Annotated in this window: 17 protein-coding genes and 1 pseudogene; all 18 read right to left on the bottom strand. The window is 38.3% G+C overall.

What is annotated here, in order from left to right; translation table 11 throughout:
* Positions 1 to 17: 17 nt before the first annotated feature.
* The 18 genes and pseudogenes from P9M13_08955 to P9M13_08870 all read right to left on the bottom strand — a co-directional run bounded on the left by P9M13_08955 (position 18) and on the right by P9M13_08870 (position 21,086).
* Entirely contained in the window at positions 18 to 1,532 is a 1,515-nt protein-coding gene (locus tag P9M13_08955) for an FGGY family carbohydrate kinase (GenBank protein ID MDP8263412.1), read from the bottom strand.
* Positions 1,533 to 1,765: 233 nt separating this feature from the next.
* Entirely contained in the window at positions 1,766 to 2,239 is a 474-nt protein-coding gene (locus P9M13_08950) for a methylated-DNA--[protein]-cysteine S-methyltransferase (protein ID MDP8263411.1), read from the bottom strand.
* A gap of 17 nt (positions 2,240 to 2,256) precedes the next feature.
* On the bottom strand, positions 2,257 to 3,138 hold the full coding sequence (gene ispH, locus P9M13_08945; protein MDP8263410.1) for a 4-hydroxy-3-methylbut-2-enyl diphosphate reductase: 882 nt from the start codon (positions 3,136 to 3,138) through the stop codon (positions 2,257 to 2,259).
* Between the two features lie 151 nt (positions 3,139 to 3,289).
* Positions 3,290 to 3,745 carry a PilZ domain-containing protein gene (locus P9M13_08940; protein MDP8263409.1) on the bottom strand — a complete coding sequence of 152 codons (456 nt, stop codon included), beginning with the start codon at positions 3,743 to 3,745 and terminating at the stop codon, positions 3,290 to 3,292.
* A gap of 136 nt (positions 3,746 to 3,881) precedes the next feature.
* Complete coding sequence (locus P9M13_08935) at positions 3,882 to 4,520, bottom strand: lysophospholipid acyltransferase family protein (protein MDP8263408.1); 639 nt, start codon at positions 4,518 to 4,520, stop codon at positions 3,882 to 3,884.
* Positions 4,504 to 5,388, bottom strand: coding sequence for a branched-chain-amino-acid transaminase (gene ilvE / locus P9M13_08930; protein ID MDP8263407.1), 885 nt, complete (start codon positions 5,386 to 5,388; stop codon positions 4,504 to 4,506). The genes P9M13_08935 and ilvE overlap by 17 nt, the downstream gene beginning before the upstream one ends.
* 39 nt (positions 5,389 to 5,427) lie before the next feature.
* Positions 5,428 to 6,921 (bottom strand): anthranilate synthase component I family protein, encoded by a 1,494-nt coding sequence (locus P9M13_08925; GenBank protein ID MDP8263406.1) that lies wholly within the window; start codon positions 6,919 to 6,921, stop codon positions 5,428 to 5,430.
* On the bottom strand, positions 6,921 to 7,604 hold the full coding sequence (gene cmk / locus P9M13_08920) for a (d)CMP kinase (GenBank protein MDP8263405.1): 684 nt from the start codon (positions 7,602 to 7,604) through the stop codon (positions 6,921 to 6,923). Before cmk ends, P9M13_08925 begins: the two co-directional genes overlap by 1 nt.
* Before the next feature lie 97 nt (positions 7,605 to 7,701).
* Positions 7,702 to 7,911 (bottom strand): annotated as a pseudogene (locus P9M13_08915) (IS1595 family transposase).
* A gap of 273 nt (positions 7,912 to 8,184) precedes the next feature.
* Positions 8,185 to 9,480, bottom strand: coding sequence for a 3-phosphoshikimate 1-carboxyvinyltransferase (aroA, locus tag P9M13_08910; GenBank protein ID MDP8263404.1), 1,296 nt, complete (start codon positions 9,478 to 9,480; stop codon positions 8,185 to 8,187).
* Positions 9,481 to 9,515: 35 nt separating this feature from the next.
* Complete coding sequence (locus P9M13_08905) at positions 9,516 to 10,376, bottom strand: prephenate dehydrogenase (protein ID MDP8263403.1); 861 nt, start codon at positions 10,374 to 10,376, stop codon at positions 9,516 to 9,518.
* Positions 10,377 to 10,383: 7 nt separating this feature from the next.
* Positions 10,384 to 11,397, bottom strand: coding sequence for a 3-deoxy-7-phosphoheptulonate synthase (aroF, locus tag P9M13_08900; GenBank protein ID MDP8263402.1), 1,014 nt, complete (start codon positions 11,395 to 11,397; stop codon positions 10,384 to 10,386).
* Between the two features lie 48 nt (positions 11,398 to 11,445).
* Positions 11,446 to 12,534, bottom strand: a complete 1,089-nt coding sequence (gene hisC, locus P9M13_08895) for a histidinol-phosphate transaminase (protein MDP8263401.1) — start codon at positions 12,532 to 12,534, stop codon at positions 11,446 to 11,448.
* Between the two features lie 71 nt (positions 12,535 to 12,605).
* Positions 12,606 to 13,685 (bottom strand): prephenate dehydratase, encoded by a 1,080-nt coding sequence (gene pheA / locus P9M13_08890; GenBank protein ID MDP8263400.1) that lies wholly within the window; start codon positions 13,683 to 13,685, stop codon positions 12,606 to 12,608.
* 71 nt (positions 13,686 to 13,756) lie between these two features.
* Positions 13,757 to 14,341 carry an SMC-Scp complex subunit ScpB gene (gene scpB, locus P9M13_08885; protein MDP8263399.1) on the bottom strand — a complete coding sequence of 195 codons (585 nt, stop codon included), beginning with the start codon at positions 14,339 to 14,341 and terminating at the stop codon, positions 13,757 to 13,759.
* A 14-nt stretch (positions 14,342 to 14,355) separates the two neighbouring features.
* Positions 14,356 to 15,099: a segregation/condensation protein A gene (locus tag P9M13_08880; protein MDP8263398.1), complete on the bottom strand. Its 744-nt coding sequence runs from the start codon at positions 15,097 to 15,099 to the stop codon at positions 14,356 to 14,358.
* Between the two features lie 42 nt (positions 15,100 to 15,141).
* Positions 15,142 to 15,774, bottom strand: coding sequence for a site-2 protease family protein (locus P9M13_08875; GenBank protein ID MDP8263397.1), 633 nt, complete (start codon positions 15,772 to 15,774; stop codon positions 15,142 to 15,144).
* Positions 15,775 to 16,097: 323 nt separating this feature from the next.
* Positions 16,098 to 21,086 (bottom strand): hypothetical protein, encoded by a 4,989-nt coding sequence (locus P9M13_08870; GenBank protein ID MDP8263396.1) that lies wholly within the window; start codon positions 21,084 to 21,086, stop codon positions 16,098 to 16,100.
* Positions 21,087 to 21,098: the final 12 nt, after the last annotated feature.

The following is a 21,098-nucleotide window of genomic DNA, read 5'->3' as shown; positions in this document are numbered from 1 at the left end:
ATTTATGAAACAAAATGCTAATTATAAGAAATAACAAACTTGAGAGCCTTCTCCCAACCTTTTAAACATTTTTTTCTCTCATTTGGTGACATACGAGGAACAAATACTTTTTCCTTCTTCACATATTTTTTAATATCTTCAATCTTCTTAAAGTTTTTAGTAGAAAGACCCGCCAAAAACACCACCCCAAACGCGGCATTTTCAAGTATGCTTGGCACGTTAATTTTTACCGCTAGAATATCGGCGAGAAACTGCATAAGAGAATTATTCCTGCTTTTATTACCATCGACTGTTATTTCCTTATATTTTATTCCAGCAGATTTTGATATAACATCAAGCATATCTCTTGTCTGGTAAGCCAATGACTCAAGTGTTGCTTTTACAAGATGATCTTTTGTCGCATTTCTTCCTAACCCGACAATCGTGCCATAAAATGATTTATTACCATAAATATTCCTCTTCGAATCTTCATATGCAGGCACAACATACAAACCATTGGTGCTATCTACCCGATCACTGATACCATCAGTTTCATTAAGTGAATTGATCATTTTTAAATTATCCCTTAGCCACTCAAGGTTAACACCAGATGAGGTAATAGCACCCTGTAAAGTAAAGAGAGAATTCTTATCTTTTGAACAACTCATGATTGTATTAAAATTGTCTTTAGTAATTTTCTTGCTGCCGGCAATATTCATAATGAACGATGACCCTTCGCTAAAGTCCACTCTTACCATCCCTCGGTTAACACACCCCAATCCAATAAGTGCAGCTTGGTCACTTGCTGCAAGCGCCCCAACAGGTATCCCTTCAATGAAATTACCGTATCGTTCAGTCTGTCCGTATAGATAACTTGAGGGTTTCACACAAGGAAGTACTTCCACGGGAATGCCCAGTTTTTTTATTATATATTTATCCCATACTTGCGTTTTTATATTAAACAGCATTGAGTATGAAGCATTTGTCATGTCAGTCAGATGTGATTTGCCATCAGTAATTTTCCAAAGCAACCAGCTTCCAAGATCGCCAAAAAGCAATTCCCCTTTCAAAGCACGGCTTTTCACCCCTTTTTCGTGATCAATAATCCATTTCAATTTCAATCCTGCGTGTTCAGGTGAAAGATTAAGTCCTGTTCGTTTTTTAATTTCATTATTAAGCTTCTTTTTTTCTAAATCATTGCATATTTTTTGTGCTCTATCACATCGCGATCCAATAACATTGTGTACAGCTTCACCGGTTCTCTTATCCCAAACTACAACTGTGTTTTTCTGGTTCGCGATACCAATTGCGATAATCTCATCAAAATACACACCACCTTTTGAGAGAGCTTCAGTTATCGTATTTGTCGTTGAACGCCATATTTCACTCGTACTTGCCTCGATCCATCCTTCTTCAGGATAATATTCCGGAATTTCATTGTATGCGCGACCAGTAACTTCTCCATCCTGATCAAAGACAACTGACTCAATTCTATTTGTGTTTAATTGTACAGAAAGAAAATACTTCATTTGCTTTGTTTTAGATTTACTCATGTTAATCCCCGTTATGTATTGTTAATTAACGCACTAAGAAACCACCGTATATAAAATTGTTACAAGCATCTCTAAAATAGATACTAACAATGAAAATCGGGGTATTCTATCACAATCTATAGAATTAAAAAGAAAAAAGTTGACTATTTTACGTATTAAATATTAACTTGTACACCTATAGAATGGAACCTCTCAAGACACTATTTGCACTTATCCTACTTAGCACCAGTTTGTTATATTGATTTCTCAATCGATAAAAGCCTCTTTTTCCATGACAGTCCGCTCGAAAAACCGCCTAAGGCGCCATCTGATCTAATCACCCTATGGCAAGGAATAATAAGCGGCACGGGATTTTTTCCACAGGCGTTACCTATAGCCCTCCATGATTTTTCTCTATTCAATCGGTGGGCAATATCTTTGTAGGTAATATATTCACCATAAGGGATATCTTTAATGATCTTCCAGACAGATATTTGGAACTGTGTTCCCTGCGATAGATCAACTTGATAGGTAAAATGCAGTTTTTTACCCTGAAAATATGAATCGATGTCTTCTTTAAGATCTTTCAGAAATAAAGGCGTTGCTGTTTTTTTAATACATGTGTTCTCAGGTATGTGACACAAAATCTCATTACGTGCGGGAAAAATAAGTTGGCGTATACCCTTTTGGGAATACACACATATAAAATTTCCCATCTGCGTGTGCATGCAAAATGTGCTCATCCTCATTTCTCTATACTCCGGAGACATTCGGCTACTTGATGCACAGTAATATTAGGGGTTGAAGCACCTGCAGATACGCCTATCTTTTGAAAAACAGAAAAATCTTTTTTATTAATATCATTATGTGTTTCCACATGATATGTCGGAACACCTGTTGATCGGGAAATTTCTACAAGGCGCATAGTGTTTGCGCTTTCACTACCACCAACGATAGCGATTGCATCTACAATGCCGGCCATTTCAATAACTTCTTGCTGTCGCTCAGATGTTGATCCGCAAATTGTATCAAACACCACACAGTCACTATATTTTTCCTTGAGAAGCAATTCAATTTTTTTAAATGTTTCATAATTCTGTGTTGTTTGCGCAACAACGCATATCTTCTGGACATGAGAAGGTATTTCATTAATTCGATCAACAGCATCAACAACCATACCGTTCTCATTCGTAAAACCGAGCAAACCCTCTACCTCTGCATGCCCCTTATCTCCGACAATAATAATAAAATATCCTTTCTCCGCATGTTTTTTGATAACATTTTGAACCTTCAAAACGCGGGGACACGTTGCATCAAATATCTCAACATTTCTTTTTATGAGCTCATCTTTCTTTTGGGGACTGATTCCATGTGTTCTTATAACACATATTTCACCTGAGATATCATCAATGCTATTGGCAATCATAACATGTTTTTTTCTCAACATATCATTTACCTGCTTATTATGTATTAAGGGACCAAGCACACATATTTTTTTATTTTCTTCAACCGTAGTTAAATTAAGCACGTTGTTTACTGCTCGACGCACACCCATGCAAAAGCCTGCACTCTTTGCAACTATAACATTCATATCAATACCGTTCATTGTTGATCGTTGATCGTTCATAGTGAAAAAAGATTATAATATGTAAAACGCAAACCGCACAACTAAAAACGATCAACGAATAAACAATATGCGAGACGCGAAATACTAGATACGAACTACGAATAGAGCTACGGGATACGAAAAACGGAATAGAGATACGGAATTGCGGCATTTAGAATTCTGTCATCACACATTCATGTTCAACATGAGGGCATGACAACTTTTTAGATTTCTTTTTCATTTCTTTTTCCATATCAGCAACGTAACTAACATATTTGTTGATATGTGTTTTATCGCTTTTCTTTAGGTTTTGAAAAGCAATCGCGATCTCATTACACTTCATATCATGGGGTTCAGGGTGACTTTCACATCGAATAACAAGGCCCTCATTAGAAACTTTATTAAATGACAACCCGCTCTTTTTGTAATTTGGTAGGAGAAATGCAATCTTTATTTCTTTTCCAAGCTGGAATTTCTTATTCACTTTACACATAAGACCGCCACAAGAGATATCTTTTACTTCTGAGATTAGCTTCTTGCCACGGCAATCAATTTCGACTGCGAATAAAAATTCCCAATCAGCTTTTCCTCTAGGATGTATTCGACGTTCTATATTTTTGTTTAGCATAATACCTTATCCCCATTTTGGTATCATTATAACTCATAAAAAGCGGTTTGTCAAGGGGGGTAGGCAAAAAAATATGTAATTACTTTCTCTTAGTATATAGAGGAAAACACATCATTTGGAGGGACATTATAAGAGGTTAATCATCTGTAAGCCCTTCCCTCATAGATAGTAATGAACTTTCAGTACGTGCAGCAATTGACTGATACGCCTCTTTCCCGGCTTTTAGGTGTGAAAACTCTGTATAGGGAATAACCTTCCCAAATGATACGGTTACTTTATGTAATGAGATCATTTTCTTTCCTTTTGGCAATATATGCCACGTCCCATCAAGATAACAGGGCAGTATATCGGCTTGTGATTGCATAGCTAAAAAACCTAATCCGTTTTTTATTTTCTGTAAATTACCGGTTTTTGAACGTGTACCTTCAGGAAAAACAAGAACACCACTACCCTTTTTAACTAAATCAACAACTTCTTTTAATGCTTGAGAATCATATTCTCCTCGAGCAACTGGTATAGTATTTACAGATTTTAATATTGATTCAATAAACTTATTTTTCATCAGGCTTCTTCGGGCTAGATAATAAATCAATCGAGAGGATGCAGACCCTACAATGACAGGATCAAAATAGCTTGCATGATTCACGGCCAAAAGAAAACCTCCCTGAGAAGGGATATTTTCAAGTCCATAAACCTTCCATCTAAAGAATAATTTCATAATTATTCTTACCGAATAATAAACAAAATAATAAAGAAACTTATTCGTTTTCTGCATAACTCTCTATATATTCATTAATAACATTTTTATATTCTTTAATGAGATTCATGGTCACCAGACCAACTTTACCATTTCCAATTTCATTACCGTCACATCCAACTACCGGCACAATCTCTTTTACACTGTTAGTGATGAAACATTCATCAGCATCATACAGTTCATCAGCCATTAGAAAACGTTCTTCAACGACAATATTAAACGCATTGGCGATTTCAATTATGGTGTCTCGTGCAACACCTTTCAGGATACCTGTCTCAACAGCCGGTGTCGCGATCTCATCGTTTTTGATGAGGAATATATTGCTTGTTGTACATTCAGCAATATACCCTTCCATACTCAGCAGTATCCCATCTTGGGCACCTTTTTCTTTTGCCTCAACACGTGCAAGTATACTATTTAAATAATTATTTGTCTTGATAGTCGAATCGAGAGTTTGATCGGGAGTTTTTAAACGCGATACAATAGCCAGCTGAATGCCGTCGTCATATATATGCTCAGGAAATTCTGATACTGGCGCCACCGTAATCAAGAGCGTTGATTGCGGGCACAAATCGATATCAATCCCGGGAGAACCCTCCCCCCTCGAAAGCATTACTCTCACAACCGCATCATCAAGATTATTTCTATCAAGCAGTATATTTATCGCCTTTAGTATGACGCTTCGCACATGCGGGACATTAATCTTAAGTCGCTGTGCACCTGTATAGAATCTATCCATGTGAGCATCATATTTATACACAATGCCGTTATAAGAACGCATTGTCTCAAACAAGCCGTCACCGTAAAGAAAACTATGATCATAAATAGAGATATGGGCGTCAGATGCTTTAACAAAATTCCCATTATAATAGACAAATAGTTCCATTGTATCATTTCCTCACATATATTTTTTTAACACAAAATACTAATTGTGTATACACTCATCGTTTACTATTTCTTCTGTTGCTTTTAGGGCTTCATACAATGCGTGAGCTTTATGCAACGACTCATAATACTCCATTTCCGGATCCGAATCAGCAACAATACCGGCACCTACCTGCAGCGAAAACGTATCGTGCTGTTTTACTATTGTTCGGATAGCAACATTGAGATCAAGATCTCCATTATCTGATATATAGCCCAACGAACCGGTATAAATACCCCTTTTTACCGATTCAAGTTCATCAATTATCTCCATACAGCGTATTTTAGGAACGCCCGTTATTGTCCCGCAGGGAAACAATGACTCAAGAAAAGCAACCAAACCGATATTCTTTTGTATTATTCCCCGTACATTTGAAACAATATGCTGTACATGAGAATATTTTTCAACAACCATAAATTCATCCACTTCAACATTTCCTGTTAAAGCAATTTTTCCGATATCATTACGTGCAAGATCAACAAGCATTATATGTTCCGCACGTTCCTTTTCGCTTAACAAGAGATCGCTTCTCATCACAAAATCTTCTTGGCCGGATATACCTCGGGGACGTGTTCCCGCAATAGGGCGTGTCTCAATAAAGTTGTTTTCTTTCTTACACAGTCTTTCAGGTGAACAACTGATAATCTCAAAACTACCGCACTGCAAATATGATGCAAAAGGCGACGGATTTATTCTGCGAAGATTTTCGTATAAACGTACACCATCACTGTGTGCGGGAAAATCAATCCTATGAGACACATTCGCCTGATATATATCACCGCATCTAATATATTCTTTTACACGACGGACCATATCTACATATTTTTTCTTTCCAAGAATTGAATAAGCGCCGATATCATCTAATGATGTTTTAGGTTGAACAAACTCTTTTTTTGTCGATCGTTTAACCTGAAGACAATTTTGATAACACGACACCATCTCATCGAGAATACGCTGTGCTCCTTGGCGATTTTCATTTGATAAAGGGTCGTATAGTGATACGCAGTACACTTTCTCTAAGATATGATCAAAGATCATATACGAATCGACAAACATAAAAAATAAATCAGGATACCCCGTCGGCACAACATCCCTGTCGGGATATGCATGAAAGTAACGATTAAGATCATATGATAAGTACCCTATTCCCCCACCAATAAAAGGAAAAGGAAGGTCACTTGTACGTTTTCTCAGCCCACATAACTTCTCTAGTTCATATAATGGATGGGCTGTATAACCGTAACATTCAGACCCAATAGTAAGCTCAATAGAGTCACCATATGCGGAAAGTAGCGCATGAGGGAACCAGCTAATAAGTGAGTATCTTCCTGTACGGGCATTTGGAGATACTGTTTCAAGAAGCGCTTTATAAGGATGATCACCGCTAAGGGAACTCAAAATATCAAAAGGGGAAACACTCCCTGCGTTTAATTCGACAACAGCAGGAACATATCTGGCATATTGTTCTTTGGAAAATAGTTTTTCGATATTCACTACTCGCTAAGACCAAATTTCTCTCGTATGAAACCGAGTGCTATTTCAGTTTTTTCATCGATTGATACATTTGTTGAGTTAATCAAAAATGCATCTTCAGCTTGTATCAGTGGAGAACACTCTCTTTGGCTATCAATAGTATCTCTCTGGGAAATATTATTCTTAACTTCCTCTAAGGTTACCGATATATTCTTTTCCATTAATTCATCACATCGCCTCTGGGCTCTTTCATCAATTGACGCATCAAGAAATAGCTTAGCATCAGCATCAGGAAAAACCACGGTCCCGATATCTCTACCCTCAACGACTATATCAGTATCAGAAGCGATCTTCCTCTGACACTCAACCAAGTATTCTCTCACACCATGAATTCGTGAAACCTGAGAGACATGCTCTGCTACATACGGTTTTCTGATTTCCCCAGAAACATCGCTGCCGTTTACAAAGATCTTCATACCGTCAGATGTTTTTTCAACGGTTATATCGCACTCCCCGGCTGTTTCAGTTACGGCTTTTTCATCATTAATATCGACGTCTTTACGTATAACATGCAAAGTAATAGCCCGATACATTGCTCCGGTATCAAGATACATAAAATTAAGAATCTTAGATAATTCTTTAGCTAATGTACTTTTTCCAGAACCTGAAACGCCATCAATGGCAATAATGCGACCTTTACTCATTACGTAATCCCCTATACAACAGCTCTAAGCTTTAAGTTATAAGATTTAAGACAATGGGGGTATGCACTTGACACAAGTCCCTTGCATCCTTCCAATTTTAAAGTCCAATGATTTCATTATATGAAACGGGTGCATGAATTACAGCATGTTCAATCAAGCGATGAAAAAGTAATCCTCTGCTTTTCGATGTCCTACGATTATACCGAAACGTAAACTCATCAAGGTAACATCCCAGTTTGTCTTTGCTAACATAGTTTTGATGGGTTCCTAATACCCAACGTTTTAACAAGGAGGCTATTCTATGTACATTAGGCAGAATCTTTACCCCATCAAATAGCATAATTTTATTTTCAATATCATGAGTTCTAAACTATAGAATTTATTAACTTGTGTCAAGTGCATACCCCCATAAGACAATACTTAAAACAATGTACAACCTACAGAAGAAATATGAAATACGATTTACAACACCGCAACCCACGTCTTTGCATCTTGTTGTGCGCGCTTTTTAGTTTTTTTCGCTAACCGAGAACCGCAAAGCGTTTGCTTACAACTTACAGCTTAGAGCTTAAAGCTGTTTTTATACTGTAATTCTCTGAACAAGATCTTTGAAACCGGGAAATGAAGTGTCTATACAATCGGTATTATGTACTGTCGTCGGTTCATCAGTAGCGAGTCCGCCAATAATCATACTCATAGCAATGCGATGATCATCAAAACTCTCAAAACTTCCCCCCTGAAAATTTTCACCTCCAACAACTTCAAACCCATCATCAAATTCACGTACATCAACACCCATTAATTTCAGATTAGTGCACACCGCAGTTATTCTGTCCGTTTCTTTTACCCGCAATTCACGGGCATCTTTAATAATAGTTTTTCCTTGTGCATGTGCTGCAGCGATTGCAATGATCGGTAATTCATCTATAACATTGGGAATTTCATCTCCTGATATCTCAGTAGAAACTAAATCACTGTAACGAACAGTTATGTCCCCTACCGGCTCGATAGTATGAATTGTTTCTTTTATATGTATATCAATCTGAGCACCCATTCTCCTTAGCACACTAATAATACCTGTGCGGGTTGGATTGAGACACACATTCTTGATCACAAGCTCTGATCCAGGCACGATCAGTGCCGCAACAATCATAAATGCCGCCGAAGAAATATCGCCCGGAACATCTATGTCTTTTGCATTGTATTGCTTCTGCCCGACAACAGTTATTTTCATGCCTTCAACATCAATCGGGATCCCCAAATAATGCATCATTCGTTCAGTATGGTCTCTTGATTTTACTTTTTCAATAACCGTTGTTTTACCTTCAGCACAAATCCCCGCGATAAGTATCGCAGACTTTACCTGTGCACTTGCAACAGGCATGTGATAGGTTATTCCCTTCAATGCCGCACCTCTTATCGAAAGTGGCGGATATGCAGTCCCGTCAAGCCCTTCTATAATCGCTCCCATTTGCCCTAACGGATCAATGATCCTTTTCATCGGCCGTTTCTGAAGAGATTCATCACCGGTAATCGCAGTTGTAAAATGCTGTCCGGCAAGAAGACCCGATAAAAGACGCATACCTGTCCCCGAATTCCCGCAATCAAGAATCCTTTTCGGCATAATAAAACCATCGAGCCCAACACCACAAACGGTAACATCAGTGGTACCGATCCCCTCTATTGAAACACCCAGCTCTGTAAGCGCTTTAAGAGTATGAATACAGTCACCACTGGTAAGATATCCTGATATACGTGTAGTGCCGGTAGCCATAGCCGACAAGAGGGCGGCCCTATGCGAGACAGATTTATCTCCCGGAACAGTGATTACTCCCTGAACACTTTTTGCTTTTGAAACGGTAATTTTATGGCTCATACTGTTATTGATTTTCCTGTAATAAAACAAATATGCTATGGGCGTGATTCTTTTTCCTGCTTAGCAGATGCAAAATAGTCTAACACATCTTTTTTATCATCATTAATAAGAGCGTTTTTTAGCTGGAGGACATCTTCTGTAAGCGCATCTATGCACTGGATAACTTCATCTTTATTTGCATGCATTATTGCCGCCCACATTTCAGGTGAACTTGATGCAATTCTCGTCATATCCCTAAAACTCGGACCTGTACAACTAAACGGATCACACGTATCGTTATTTACAGATGTAACAGTATGTAAAAGTGCAGCGCTAACAACATGAGGTAGATGGCTCACCGCGGCTACTACCCTATCATGCTGGCAAGGATTACACCGCATGACCTTAGCACCAAGAGATGACCAAAAGTCTTCTATAATCGTTACTGCTTCTTTTTGCGTAGATTCGGTAGGTGTCACAATCACAGTCGCATCATAAAAAAGTGACGCTTCAGCATGCTTAATACCACTCTTTTCTTTACCTGCCATAGGATGTGAACCGATATATGCCCCGTGATCTTGAAATATCTTCTCTAGTTTTTCAACAACAACGCCTTTCACGCTACCAACATCAGTAATTATTGCCGTTGGTTTAACGCTTTCTCTAACAACGTGAGCAACGCTTTCCATCTGATCAACCGGTATGGCAAGCACCACAATATCAGCATCTTTTATTCCATTTTGAACGTCATCGGTAACAATATCCGCACCGGTACATTGAGTTACTTCATCAATAACCTCTTTCCTTCTCACTATCCCGCAGATTACTTCAGCCATTCTTTTTTCAACGAGCTCTTTAGCAATAGAACCACCCAAAAGACCCATACCAATAATGGTTATTTTTTTACATAGCGTCATACAACACCTATATTGTTCTTTTTATTGCCACTGCAATCGGTTTTAATTCTTTCATCATTGCAGAAAATGTTTTCGGTAAAAGAGACTGCTCGCCATCACTCATAGCATCTTCCGGCTTATGATGCACTTCAACGATCAATCCGTCAGCACCGGCTGCAACTGCGGCTTTAGATAATGCGCTAACATATTCCCATTTTCCCGCGGCATGACTCGGATCAACGATCACCGGTAAGTGTGACAAAGATTTTATTACCGGAATAGCAGAAACATCAAGCGTGTTACGAGTACTATCTTCGAATGTCCGAATACCGCGTTCACATAAAATCACATTAAAGTTACCTTGCGAAAGAATGTATTCAGCTGACATCAGAAATTCTTTTACCGTCGCCATAAGCCCGCGTTTCAACAATATCGGTTTTTTAGCAAGTCCTACTTCTTTCAATAAATTAAAATTCTGCATATTTCGCGCACCGATTTGAATAATATCAACATAGTCCTCGACCAAAGCGACATCTCGCGTATCCATCACTTCAGATACCACAAGTAACCCTGTTTTTTCGCGTACATACTGCAAATATTTCAAACCCTCTTCGCCCAGTCCCTGAAATGCGTATGGAGAAGATCTAGGTTTGAATGCCCCACCGCGCAATATAACAGCTCCGGCCTTCTTAACTTCTTTTCCTATGTGTAAAAGAGAATCTTTATCTTCGACCGCGCAGGGGCCGGCAGCAACAACTATCTTTTTCCCGCCGATACGGACATTTCCTGCTTTAACAACCGTATCCGCAGGTTTAAATTCCCTACTCACGAGTTTATACGGCTTTAATACCTGCATTACTCTTTCAACACCGGGCATAGCTTCTATGGGAAGAGTCCTTAAGAGATCTTCCTCGCCAATCAGTCCTATAATGGTCCGCTCAAGACCTTCCGAGACCATTGTCTGAAAACCCATTTCCTTCATCTTCTTGATAATATGCTTCTTTTCTGTTGTCTTGGCACCGGGCCTGAGAACTATAATCATGAAATATTCCTCCTTTAAAAAATATCTTTTCTTATCTCTAATAACATTTTACAAACAATCATGCAGACACTCGATAAATCGTTTATTATCACTGGAAGTACCTACCGTTACACGAATATATTGAGGCAAATCAAATGTATCCATTGCCCGTATAATTACCCCTTTACGCACCATTTTTGTAAAAACTTTCTTTGCATTTCCAACTTTTACCAGAATAAAATTTGCGGATGTTTTTACATACTCTAATCCGAGCATATCAAACGAAGCATAAAGATACTTCTTCCCGTCTTTAACCATCTTTTTTGTCTTATTCATATGCACACTATCATCTAAAGCGACAGTACCGGCTACCTGAGCAATACTATTAGTATTAAAGGGCGGCCTGACACGATTAAGGATATCAATTACTTCTCTTGAGGCAAAGCCGTATCCCAGACGCAATCCCGCCATACCCGCGATTTTAGAAAATGTGCGTACAACAATAATGTTCTTCTTCTTTTTTACCCACGGCAACGTATCAGGAAAATCTTTTTCGTCAGCAAACTCAACATACGCTTCATCTATAACAACAAGAACATTTTCCCCAACAGTATCAATAAATTCACCTAAAGCTTTTTTATTCACATAGGTTCCTGTCGGATTATTGGGGTTACTGATAAGAACCAGTTTTGTTCTTTTAGTGATCTTCTTTTGAATACCCTCAAGATCATAGGTAAAATTCTTTAACGGCACCTTGATCATATGCGCCTGTGCAATTTGCGTAATAATAGAATAGATCGTAAAAGTCGGCCAGCAGGTCACGACCGCGTCATTTTTGTTTAAAAATGCCTGCGCGATCATCTCAAGTATTTCACTTGATCCGTTACCAACAATAATGTTCTCTTTTGCTATACGATACTTCTGAGAAAGCTTTTTCTTAAGATCATATGCTCCCCCATCAGGGTACAGAGATACTTTAGCCAATACCCTCTGCATAGCCTTTACAGCCTTTTGTGAAGGGCCCAGAACATTTTCATTTGAAGCCATTTTAATGATACTTTTAAGTCCCATTTCACGAGCAAGCTCATCAATAGGCTTACCGGGCTCATACGGCTTAATTTTTAATACTTCTTTTTTAGCTAATTTGTATATACTCATAATAACTACCGTGATTCGTGAATCGTGGTTAGTATTTCGACTTTAAACTAAACGCTATCCGCTAAGCGCTATTAAATTCCTTCCCTTAACGTACTGCGGGGATATGAACCTAATATTTTGACAAAATGTGATACTTTATTCAGTTCCCCAACAACCTTCTCGAGCTTTTTATCTTCACAGTGTCCGACACAATCAACAAAGAAATAATATTCCCATGCCTTTTTCTTTGATGGCCGCGACTCAATCTTCGTTAAGTTAATATTATTTTTTCTAAATGGCAGTAACGCTTCGTACAATGCGCCGACCTTATCTTTTACTGAAAACATTATCGATGTTTTATCGTCGGATGTCTTTTTTCCGGATCGTTTACCAATAATCAAAAACCGTGTCACATTATGTGACGCGTCTTCAATCCCTTCTGCAATAACACGTAACCCATACAGTTCACTTGCCAGTATTCCCGCAAGTGCGGCAGCATTCTTTTCTTTTTGCGCTATTTGCGCGGCACGTGTTGTACTCGACACTTCGACCAACTCCGCATTCGGCACATTAGCCTGAAGCCATCCTCTGCACTGACCAAACACCTGCGGATTCGAATATATCTTTTTAATTTTTTGTAATCCTTTTTCACGTGCAAGAAGATTATGGTTTATCTCAAGATAGACTTCAGAATATATCTTCAGACTCGAATCAACAAACATATCGAGCGTATGATTTATTATCCCTTCCGTAGAGTTTTCAATAGGGACAACACCATAATCAGCATATCCCTTTTCAACCTCGGTAAACACATCAGTGATATTTTTCATAGGAATATAATCAAGACTCGACCCAAACTTGCTTAACGCCGCTTGGTGCGTATATGAAGCTGCCGGCCCTAAATATGCGATCACAAGCTGTTTTTCAAGTGATAATGCACCGGACATAATTTCACGGTATATAGCCTTTATCGACATATCTTTGAGTGGTCCCATATTTTCCTTAACCACACGGTTATAGACCTCTTTTTCGCGTTCAGGGGCATAGATATCAGCATTATTCTGTACTTTAAGCTTCCCTATCTTGAGCGCGACTTTAATGCGTTCATTGATCAGCTTAATGATCTTCGTATCATATGTATTTATTTTTTCTCTCATTTCTTTAAGGTTCATATTTCCCTCATTATACTTTTTGTCTTTAATTTTGGATTTTTAACTTTTGCCTTTTTACTTTTTACTTTTATTTATTTCGCCCATCCCTTTACATCATCAACAACTTGTTCCTTTTCAGCCTTGATCATTTCTTTAAATTCGCTCATTTGCGGCAACTCATCGAGATCTTTCAAACCGAAATGAGAAAGAAACGTCTTTGTCGTACCAAACAAGAATGGATGTCCGGGAACATCTTTTTTCCCTACAATTTTAATAAGATCTTTTTCAAGCAACGTTTTCATAATACCGTCTATATTGACCCCTCTAATCGATTCGATTTCAATACGGGTAATCGGCTGTTTATACGATATAATTGCCAATGTTTCAAGAGCAGGCTGACTGAGCTTGCTTTTGCTTTCCTGACGGAACAATTTTGACAGCCATGGCGCAAATTCAGGCAATGTGCGAAACTGGAACGCGTTTGCTATTTCAATAATTTGATAGCTTCTTTTCGATTCACGATATTCTTTAGACAATTCATCAATAACCGCCCGAATATCTCCGGAATCTACATTAGCAGTATCCTGCACAATATCTCTGATCTCCTTTAATGTTAATGGTCTGTCTGTAACGAATAGCAATGCTTCAACAATTGACTTTAATGTATGTTCGCTCATAATGTCCTCTATATTTATTCTTGTTCAACTCTTGCAATAACTAATTCCCCAAAAGCTTCATCCTGTATTGCCCGTGCCTGTTTTAACCGTATTAATTCGAGTAGCGCTAAAAATGTCACAATAATTTCCGGTCGTGTAGTAAGATTCGTAAATAAATCATTAAATTTTATCTTGTTTTCAGACTGTAATCTATCAATAAGATGAGCACGCTTATCTTCAACCGTGAACTTATCATCAAACATTTTTGTAAGGCTGATCTCATCTGCCCTATTTAACACATCTGAAAAAGCCGTTATCAAGTCAAATATGTTTACATCAAGTGGTGGTTTTTCCGCTCCTTCTTCTTCAACAACAACCTCTTTTCCTAATGAGCGCGCAAAAACATTTGCCTGTTCATGCTCTTTATCCCGTAACTGCTCGGCAAATTCCTTAAATTTCTTATACTCTAAAAGCTGTTTTACCAGTTCAAACCGCGGATCTTCTTCATCCTCTTCAAGCGGCAGCTGATCTTCAACCGGTAAAAGCGTGCGGCTTTTTATATACATTAGTGTTGCGGCCATAACAAGAAACTCGCCGGCAATATCTATATCGAGCATTTTTAATAATTCCATATACTCGAGATATTGATCAGTGATCTTCTCTATGGGAATATCATATATATCTATTTCATCTTTTTTGATCAGATACAACAAGAGATCAAGCGGTCCTTCAAAAACCTCTAAATCCACTTTGTATGACCCGGTGTTTTCTGTATTCATCCGAATTTTTACCTCTTTACTTTTGCTTTTTTACTTTCCTCATCAATGCATTACGTTACCAAAACCCATAAACTTCAAAAACAGTATAACAATAGGAGTCAGTATACGCTGAAGAATGCCAAAATAAAACAGTCCTAAAATTATTAAAAACCCGAAGGGTTCGATCTTATTATAGGGCACTGCATACCGATACGGTAATAGTCCGGTAACAACTCTCGAGCCATCCAAAGGCGGTATAGGAAAAAGATTAAATATCGCCAAATACAAATTTATGACCATCCCGTAAAAAAGCACTTTGCCTGCAACACTTGAAAACGATATATGCAGAACCTTTAGGATAAGAGCTATCGCAACTGCAGCCACAATATTCGATGCGGGACCGGCAATCGCAACCCATATCATATCTCTTTTTGGATTACCCAAATTACCAAAATTTACCGGTACCGGTTTTGCATACCCAAATGGCGGCAACCCGGAAAACAGAAGTAAAAGCGGTAAAATCACCGTACCAAAAATATCAATATGTGAAAGCGGGTTAAGTGTTAGCCTCCCCATACTCATAGCAGTATTGTCACCGCATTTATACGCAATCCACCCATGAGAAAACTCATGTATAGTGATCGCAAATAAAAAAAGTAATATTGTCGCAATAATTATATATATTGAAGAATCCATTTTATACCACAGATATTTAACATTATAACATCATCTTTGTCAATGACATATAAAGGATGACATATAAAGAATAATTCCTATCTTTTAGCATTGCACACTATATATAAAATTTTGCAAAAAAAAGGGAGAGAGAAAGACATCTTAACTTGCTGTAGGGTAAGGCTTTTCCATGATCCGCTGTTGCTTTGTGGCGGAAGCCTTGCATAAAAAATGATAATTACAAGGCCCTATGATCTGTAATTAGAATAAAAGAAAAGCGTCCCCCCGATATATCGGGGGACGCCTTTTATCGAGATACGAGATACGAACCACGAGCTACGAAACTATGCCGCTATCATTATTGCTCTCAGTGAATTTACATTTGTACGCAGCATTTCAGAGGCGCCTTTTATTGGTACAGGTGCCATAACAGTCTTAGCTACATTCTCCGTCTGTGCAATATTAAGTTCTTTTAACGCTGCAAGGAACTGTCCTTTCATGTCTGCTTCAAGGTAATCAGCAAGTTCAGCAAACGTGAGTGTATCAAAGTTTGCTCCTGCTAGACGCCGTGCCATAATACCTATTTCCATGACATCAAGTAACGAGCCCACGTTGTATATTTCATCTTTTCCAAGCTGTTTTGGTACCATTCCCAGTATCTTTTCTGTCTTCTCTATCGGTATTCTATATTTCTCGTTCCCTGAATTGATAAGCCCTATGTCCTGCGCCTTTATTTTTGCGTCTAATTCTATTCCCGCGTAGTTAATAAGCGCGTCTTCTAAGGTCTCTTTATCTGTACGATAGTCCGCATTAAAAACAGCTACATCTACCGCAGGTAAAAGAGCTTCTTTATACTCTTCAGACACCTTATTTAAGTATTCAAACGCTCTCATAAAGCTTTCTTTATATACCGGTACTATCTTGAAGTTTTTCTTTCCTTTACGTTTTTTCATTTCCCTATCAAGATTAATCATAAAGTCAGGATCAACAGCAAGATATATCACTGTCATTTTTTCTTTTTCTGCCGCGTCTTTCGCTATCGCGCTATTCGCTAACGTATTGTAAGCTTTAACCTGCGCTGTATCAGCCATTTCTTTAGCGATAGCATTAGCACGTTTACCTTCTGTTAACGCTACAGCCAACAATCTCTGCCTTAATCCCTCATCATGTTTTATTATCTTATGTTCAGGATCATCTATAACGACATGTTTTGCTTCTTCAAGAAGAAGCTTTGCAGCGTCTTCGGTGCTTGCATTCATTAACATACCAATCGGCATGTTTATCTGCATACCGGTATGCGCAAACACATCGTTACCTAGTGTTACATCGTTATAGAAAAATATTCCTTTTTTAGCTATTGCTTCTTTCAGCTGATCAATTGTCACACCTTCGGGAAGAGCTGTTTTAACCTTATTATCTTTTATTAACTTTACTGCCGCCCGCATCTTTGTCTTGAAATCAGGTGTTAGAGCAAATTCAACCTCGCTACCCTCAACTAATTTGTCATCCACTACTTTAACTGTATCGTAATCAATAGTATCGGCCTTAAAATTTATCTTTACGCTAATTGCACCTTCATTATTAAGATGCGTTTTTAGTATTCGGTTGGTATCTTCATGCCGAGCAATTATTCCTGGAAACGCCAGGTCTTTTCCCCTCTTATCCACCATGCTCACCTTAATATTTAGCTTACCGGATTTCTTTTCCGCGCCCTGAGGTGTTAAAGCGACTACAATCTGCCGCGCGTAATCAGTTATGGTAAAATCTGTACCGCCGCGTGCAGTTGTAATAATATGTGTCTTATCGTTAATCTTAAATTCAAATTGTACCGCATCACCGCTATGCTCAACACGCAGGGTTTTGTATTTTTTAGTGATGTTATCAGGTACGTTATATGAAATACCCAGCCACCTGTCATTGTTTTTAAAATCATAGTCAATCTCAGCGGTTCCATCTTTAGACAGTTTTACGTTAACTGCTCCACGCGAATCAGGAATATCGCTAAACGTTGAAGGCACACTGGAAAATATATTCATCGTTTCCTTAAAGGCTTTAACCGGTATTTTTTCTTCTACCGGAGAAATATCACTAACTTTAAGCGCATATGTACTACCTGCGGGAAAAGAATCAAAAGTGATACCTCCAATTTCAACAGATCCATATACATCTGCTATAGCTATATAATTAAGCAGCATATCAGGATTGTCCGGTAACGGCACCTGTACAACCTGCCAATCCCCACCCGCAGGCACATTCACTTTATACTTACCGCCTTTCAAAAGATTTATTTTTTCATTTTTCATTTCGAGCAAAAAGTGTGAAGGCAGATAATGGAGATTACGGACAATAATATTCACATGCCCCCCGGCATATTTCGATCCGACATTTCGTGGAGGGGCAACATATCCCCCTTTCCATCCTCTCCCCTTAAAAGAAACCGTTCTCTTACTACCAAACTTTTTAATAAGAAGACCGCCATGAGGCCAGGTAATATACGGAAAAACATTATCCGTGCCGGGCAGTTTTATGATTTTATCAAGCGGCTTCACCGGTTTCATTCCGGTTAAGGGACTATTTTTAGATATTTCTATTTTACTAATCTCAAATTCGCCTCGAAACGGAACATTTTTATACTTAGGATCATCAATGCTAATTGCGAAATAATCACAATCATACTGTTTAGATTTTTTTATCGGATAAATACGAACAACTATGGTTTTCTTTTTCCCATCTTTCGAATAAATAACATCTTCTTTAGTAACGGTATCAATAACAGCATGCGCAAGAATAAAGCTTCTTAAACTGTTTTTAAGCTCAATATTAAATATATAGCGCGGGGTGTCGGAAGGCATTGTCACACTCAAGTAGCGGTTATCAGCAATATTTACCGGAGAGATAAACGTTCCTTTCCACGCATATTTATCAGCGGCATCACGGGGTATATTATATTTTATCGAAATCCCCCCCGCGGGATGTATCCAATTTTCATCAACATACAGGCCATGATGATGTTCGCTCTGCAATACAGAAATAATTTCAAATTGCGCGGGGCCTGATGATTCTTCTTTTACCGCTAACTGTATTTGTTTTTTTGCCGGCAGTGGGTACGGAGAAGAAAACGTTCTTATAGGTGCCTCGTTTCTTTTTTTCATAAGCTGAAGATATTTTCTTTCAAAAAGCTCCATAAGTTTTTCATGCATTGAAATATCTGTTCCCGGCACCTTATGTGTTTTTAGATAGGCCGTCACTTCTTTGTTCAGCCCTCCCGATAAAGATAAAAGGATAAGCCCTTTACTATCGGTAGTAAAAATATTTCCATATCCATCAGGCGCGACAGATTCAATTATTCCGTAATTACCTGCCATTCCAGGATATTTATAGAGATTAATAAACCATTTTTCACCCGCCTGGCGATCAACCAAAACTGTCATAGCGGTAGCATACGCAGTCGAAACATCCTGCCGCTTACCCCTGTGTGAAGCCAATGCAAACGGGCCTATTTGCTGATATCCTTTATTAGTATAGCAGGTAGCACCAATACCGGGGAGCCCGTGTTTACGCGCATGATCAAGCTGAGCATAGAGAAAATTTTTAAAAAGCACATTAAGTGAACTGTCCATATAAGGAAGCCATCCTAAAGCCCACAATTCGTGAAATGACCCTCTAAACCCCTGTAATACATCTATTACCTCACCGCCTTGTGTTGTGTATTCAACTGTATCAATAATAAGATTATCCCAAGCTGTTTCAGGAACCTGCCCGTGCAATATCCCATATAATACTGCCATTGTCCCTTCATACATATCACTGAGTTTATACCCGCCTCTTTTGCTTAAATCACTATTCACCTCAGCAAACATGAGACCTGACCGATAATCGTAAAACGGAGCATAATTATGAACCCCGAGTACCTCTTTTGCCAAACACGCTATCTCTCTTGACAGGGCGTCCTCACTGCCCTCTAAAACGCCCAAAACAGCTATTAAAGACCAGCTTGTTTGACCATTATCTAAAGCAGGAATAAAATCTGTTGTAGCGGTAAGAGTCCCGTCATCGGTAATGCTCACCCATGGCATAAGTTTGCCGAAACGTTTATGTGTTTTTAGTTTATCAAGCAGTCTCAAAGAGGCAATATTTTGATTTGTCGGCTTTAAATTACGCTTTTTGAGTTCAATCATCTCATCTTTATCAGCATTAAGATGAATATTCTTAAATTCAGGTTTCTGAGTAATAACACCCAGAAGATATCCTATATGAACCGATTCTTTGCTGTTAGCCGTATATTTAGCCACTGCCCCTAAAGACATGTCGAGGCACTTAAGGTCAGGTTGATTTTCTTCATCCTCTATCAGCACCTGCACATTATCACAGCTCATATTACCTTTGAGACGTACATCATTAAAAAACTTGGCTTCACTTGGTATAATTATTGTATCTATAAAAACAGATCTTTTATTTGTTTCATCAGTTAAATCTGTCTTTACCGCGTCTCTTTTTTCATAAGCTTTAACAACAGTAACAGCTGGAGGTCTTTTTGCTAAAACCTGGGGAGGTTTGCTCATTTGCTCGTTATCGCTACAGCATGATTGCAGAACAAACATAAACATCAAAAGAAACACTGCCGGCAGCAGAGATTTTTTTGAGATCGATACTTTATTTTTTTTAATTTCAGCAACAAACGAAGGATCGACCTTTATCAACGCTATTTCGTTTTGCATGTCCCGCATTAATTCTTTGTTTTGCACCGGTATTTTACTCACCTGTACGTCAAATCCTTCCTGAGCCCCAGATACCTTTACACGCTGAAGTTTATCTAGAATATCACTAGTTTCTCGCGTAATAACAGCCTCTTTATTTCTTACAATATAGATGTAATATTCATTATTAGACTTAAACGGAATAAGCAGATATTTAAGTGTTTTTTTATTTTCTTCAGCAACTACCGCTTTAATCCTTTCTTTAATAATATGCTGTTTAAACACCCTTCCGGTTTTTTGTTTGTGCGCCTTGATCCCTTGATCGATTTTTCCACCAAGATCTTGATTGATTTTTTCAATAGCAACACCTTGAGCAAGTAATATATTAACGGCATTAAATACATTTTTGAATATTGCAAGCATACCCTCTTCTTGCCATGCAATCGCGTGCTCTCTCGCTACACGCACCTCTTCTTCTTGTACAAACAATGATTCCGGTGCAAGCGAATGATGTGATCTTTTTTGCTTTCCATTTTGAGGACTATAGTTCGGCGCGGTGAGAGCTGTATTAGTGATAAGAAATATGATTGATATAGACAACGATACAATTTTGAGGAAATTATTATTTGTTTTCATTTTTTGCCCTTT

This window comes from Candidatus Ancaeobacter aquaticus, assembly GCA_030765405.1.
Classification (GTDB): Bacteria; Auribacterota; Ancaeobacteria; order Ancaeobacterales; family Ancaeobacteraceae; genus Ancaeobacter; species Ancaeobacter aquaticus.
The sequence above is the reverse complement of the archived record's forward strand: the minus strand, read 5'-3'. Positions and strand labels throughout refer to the sequence as shown.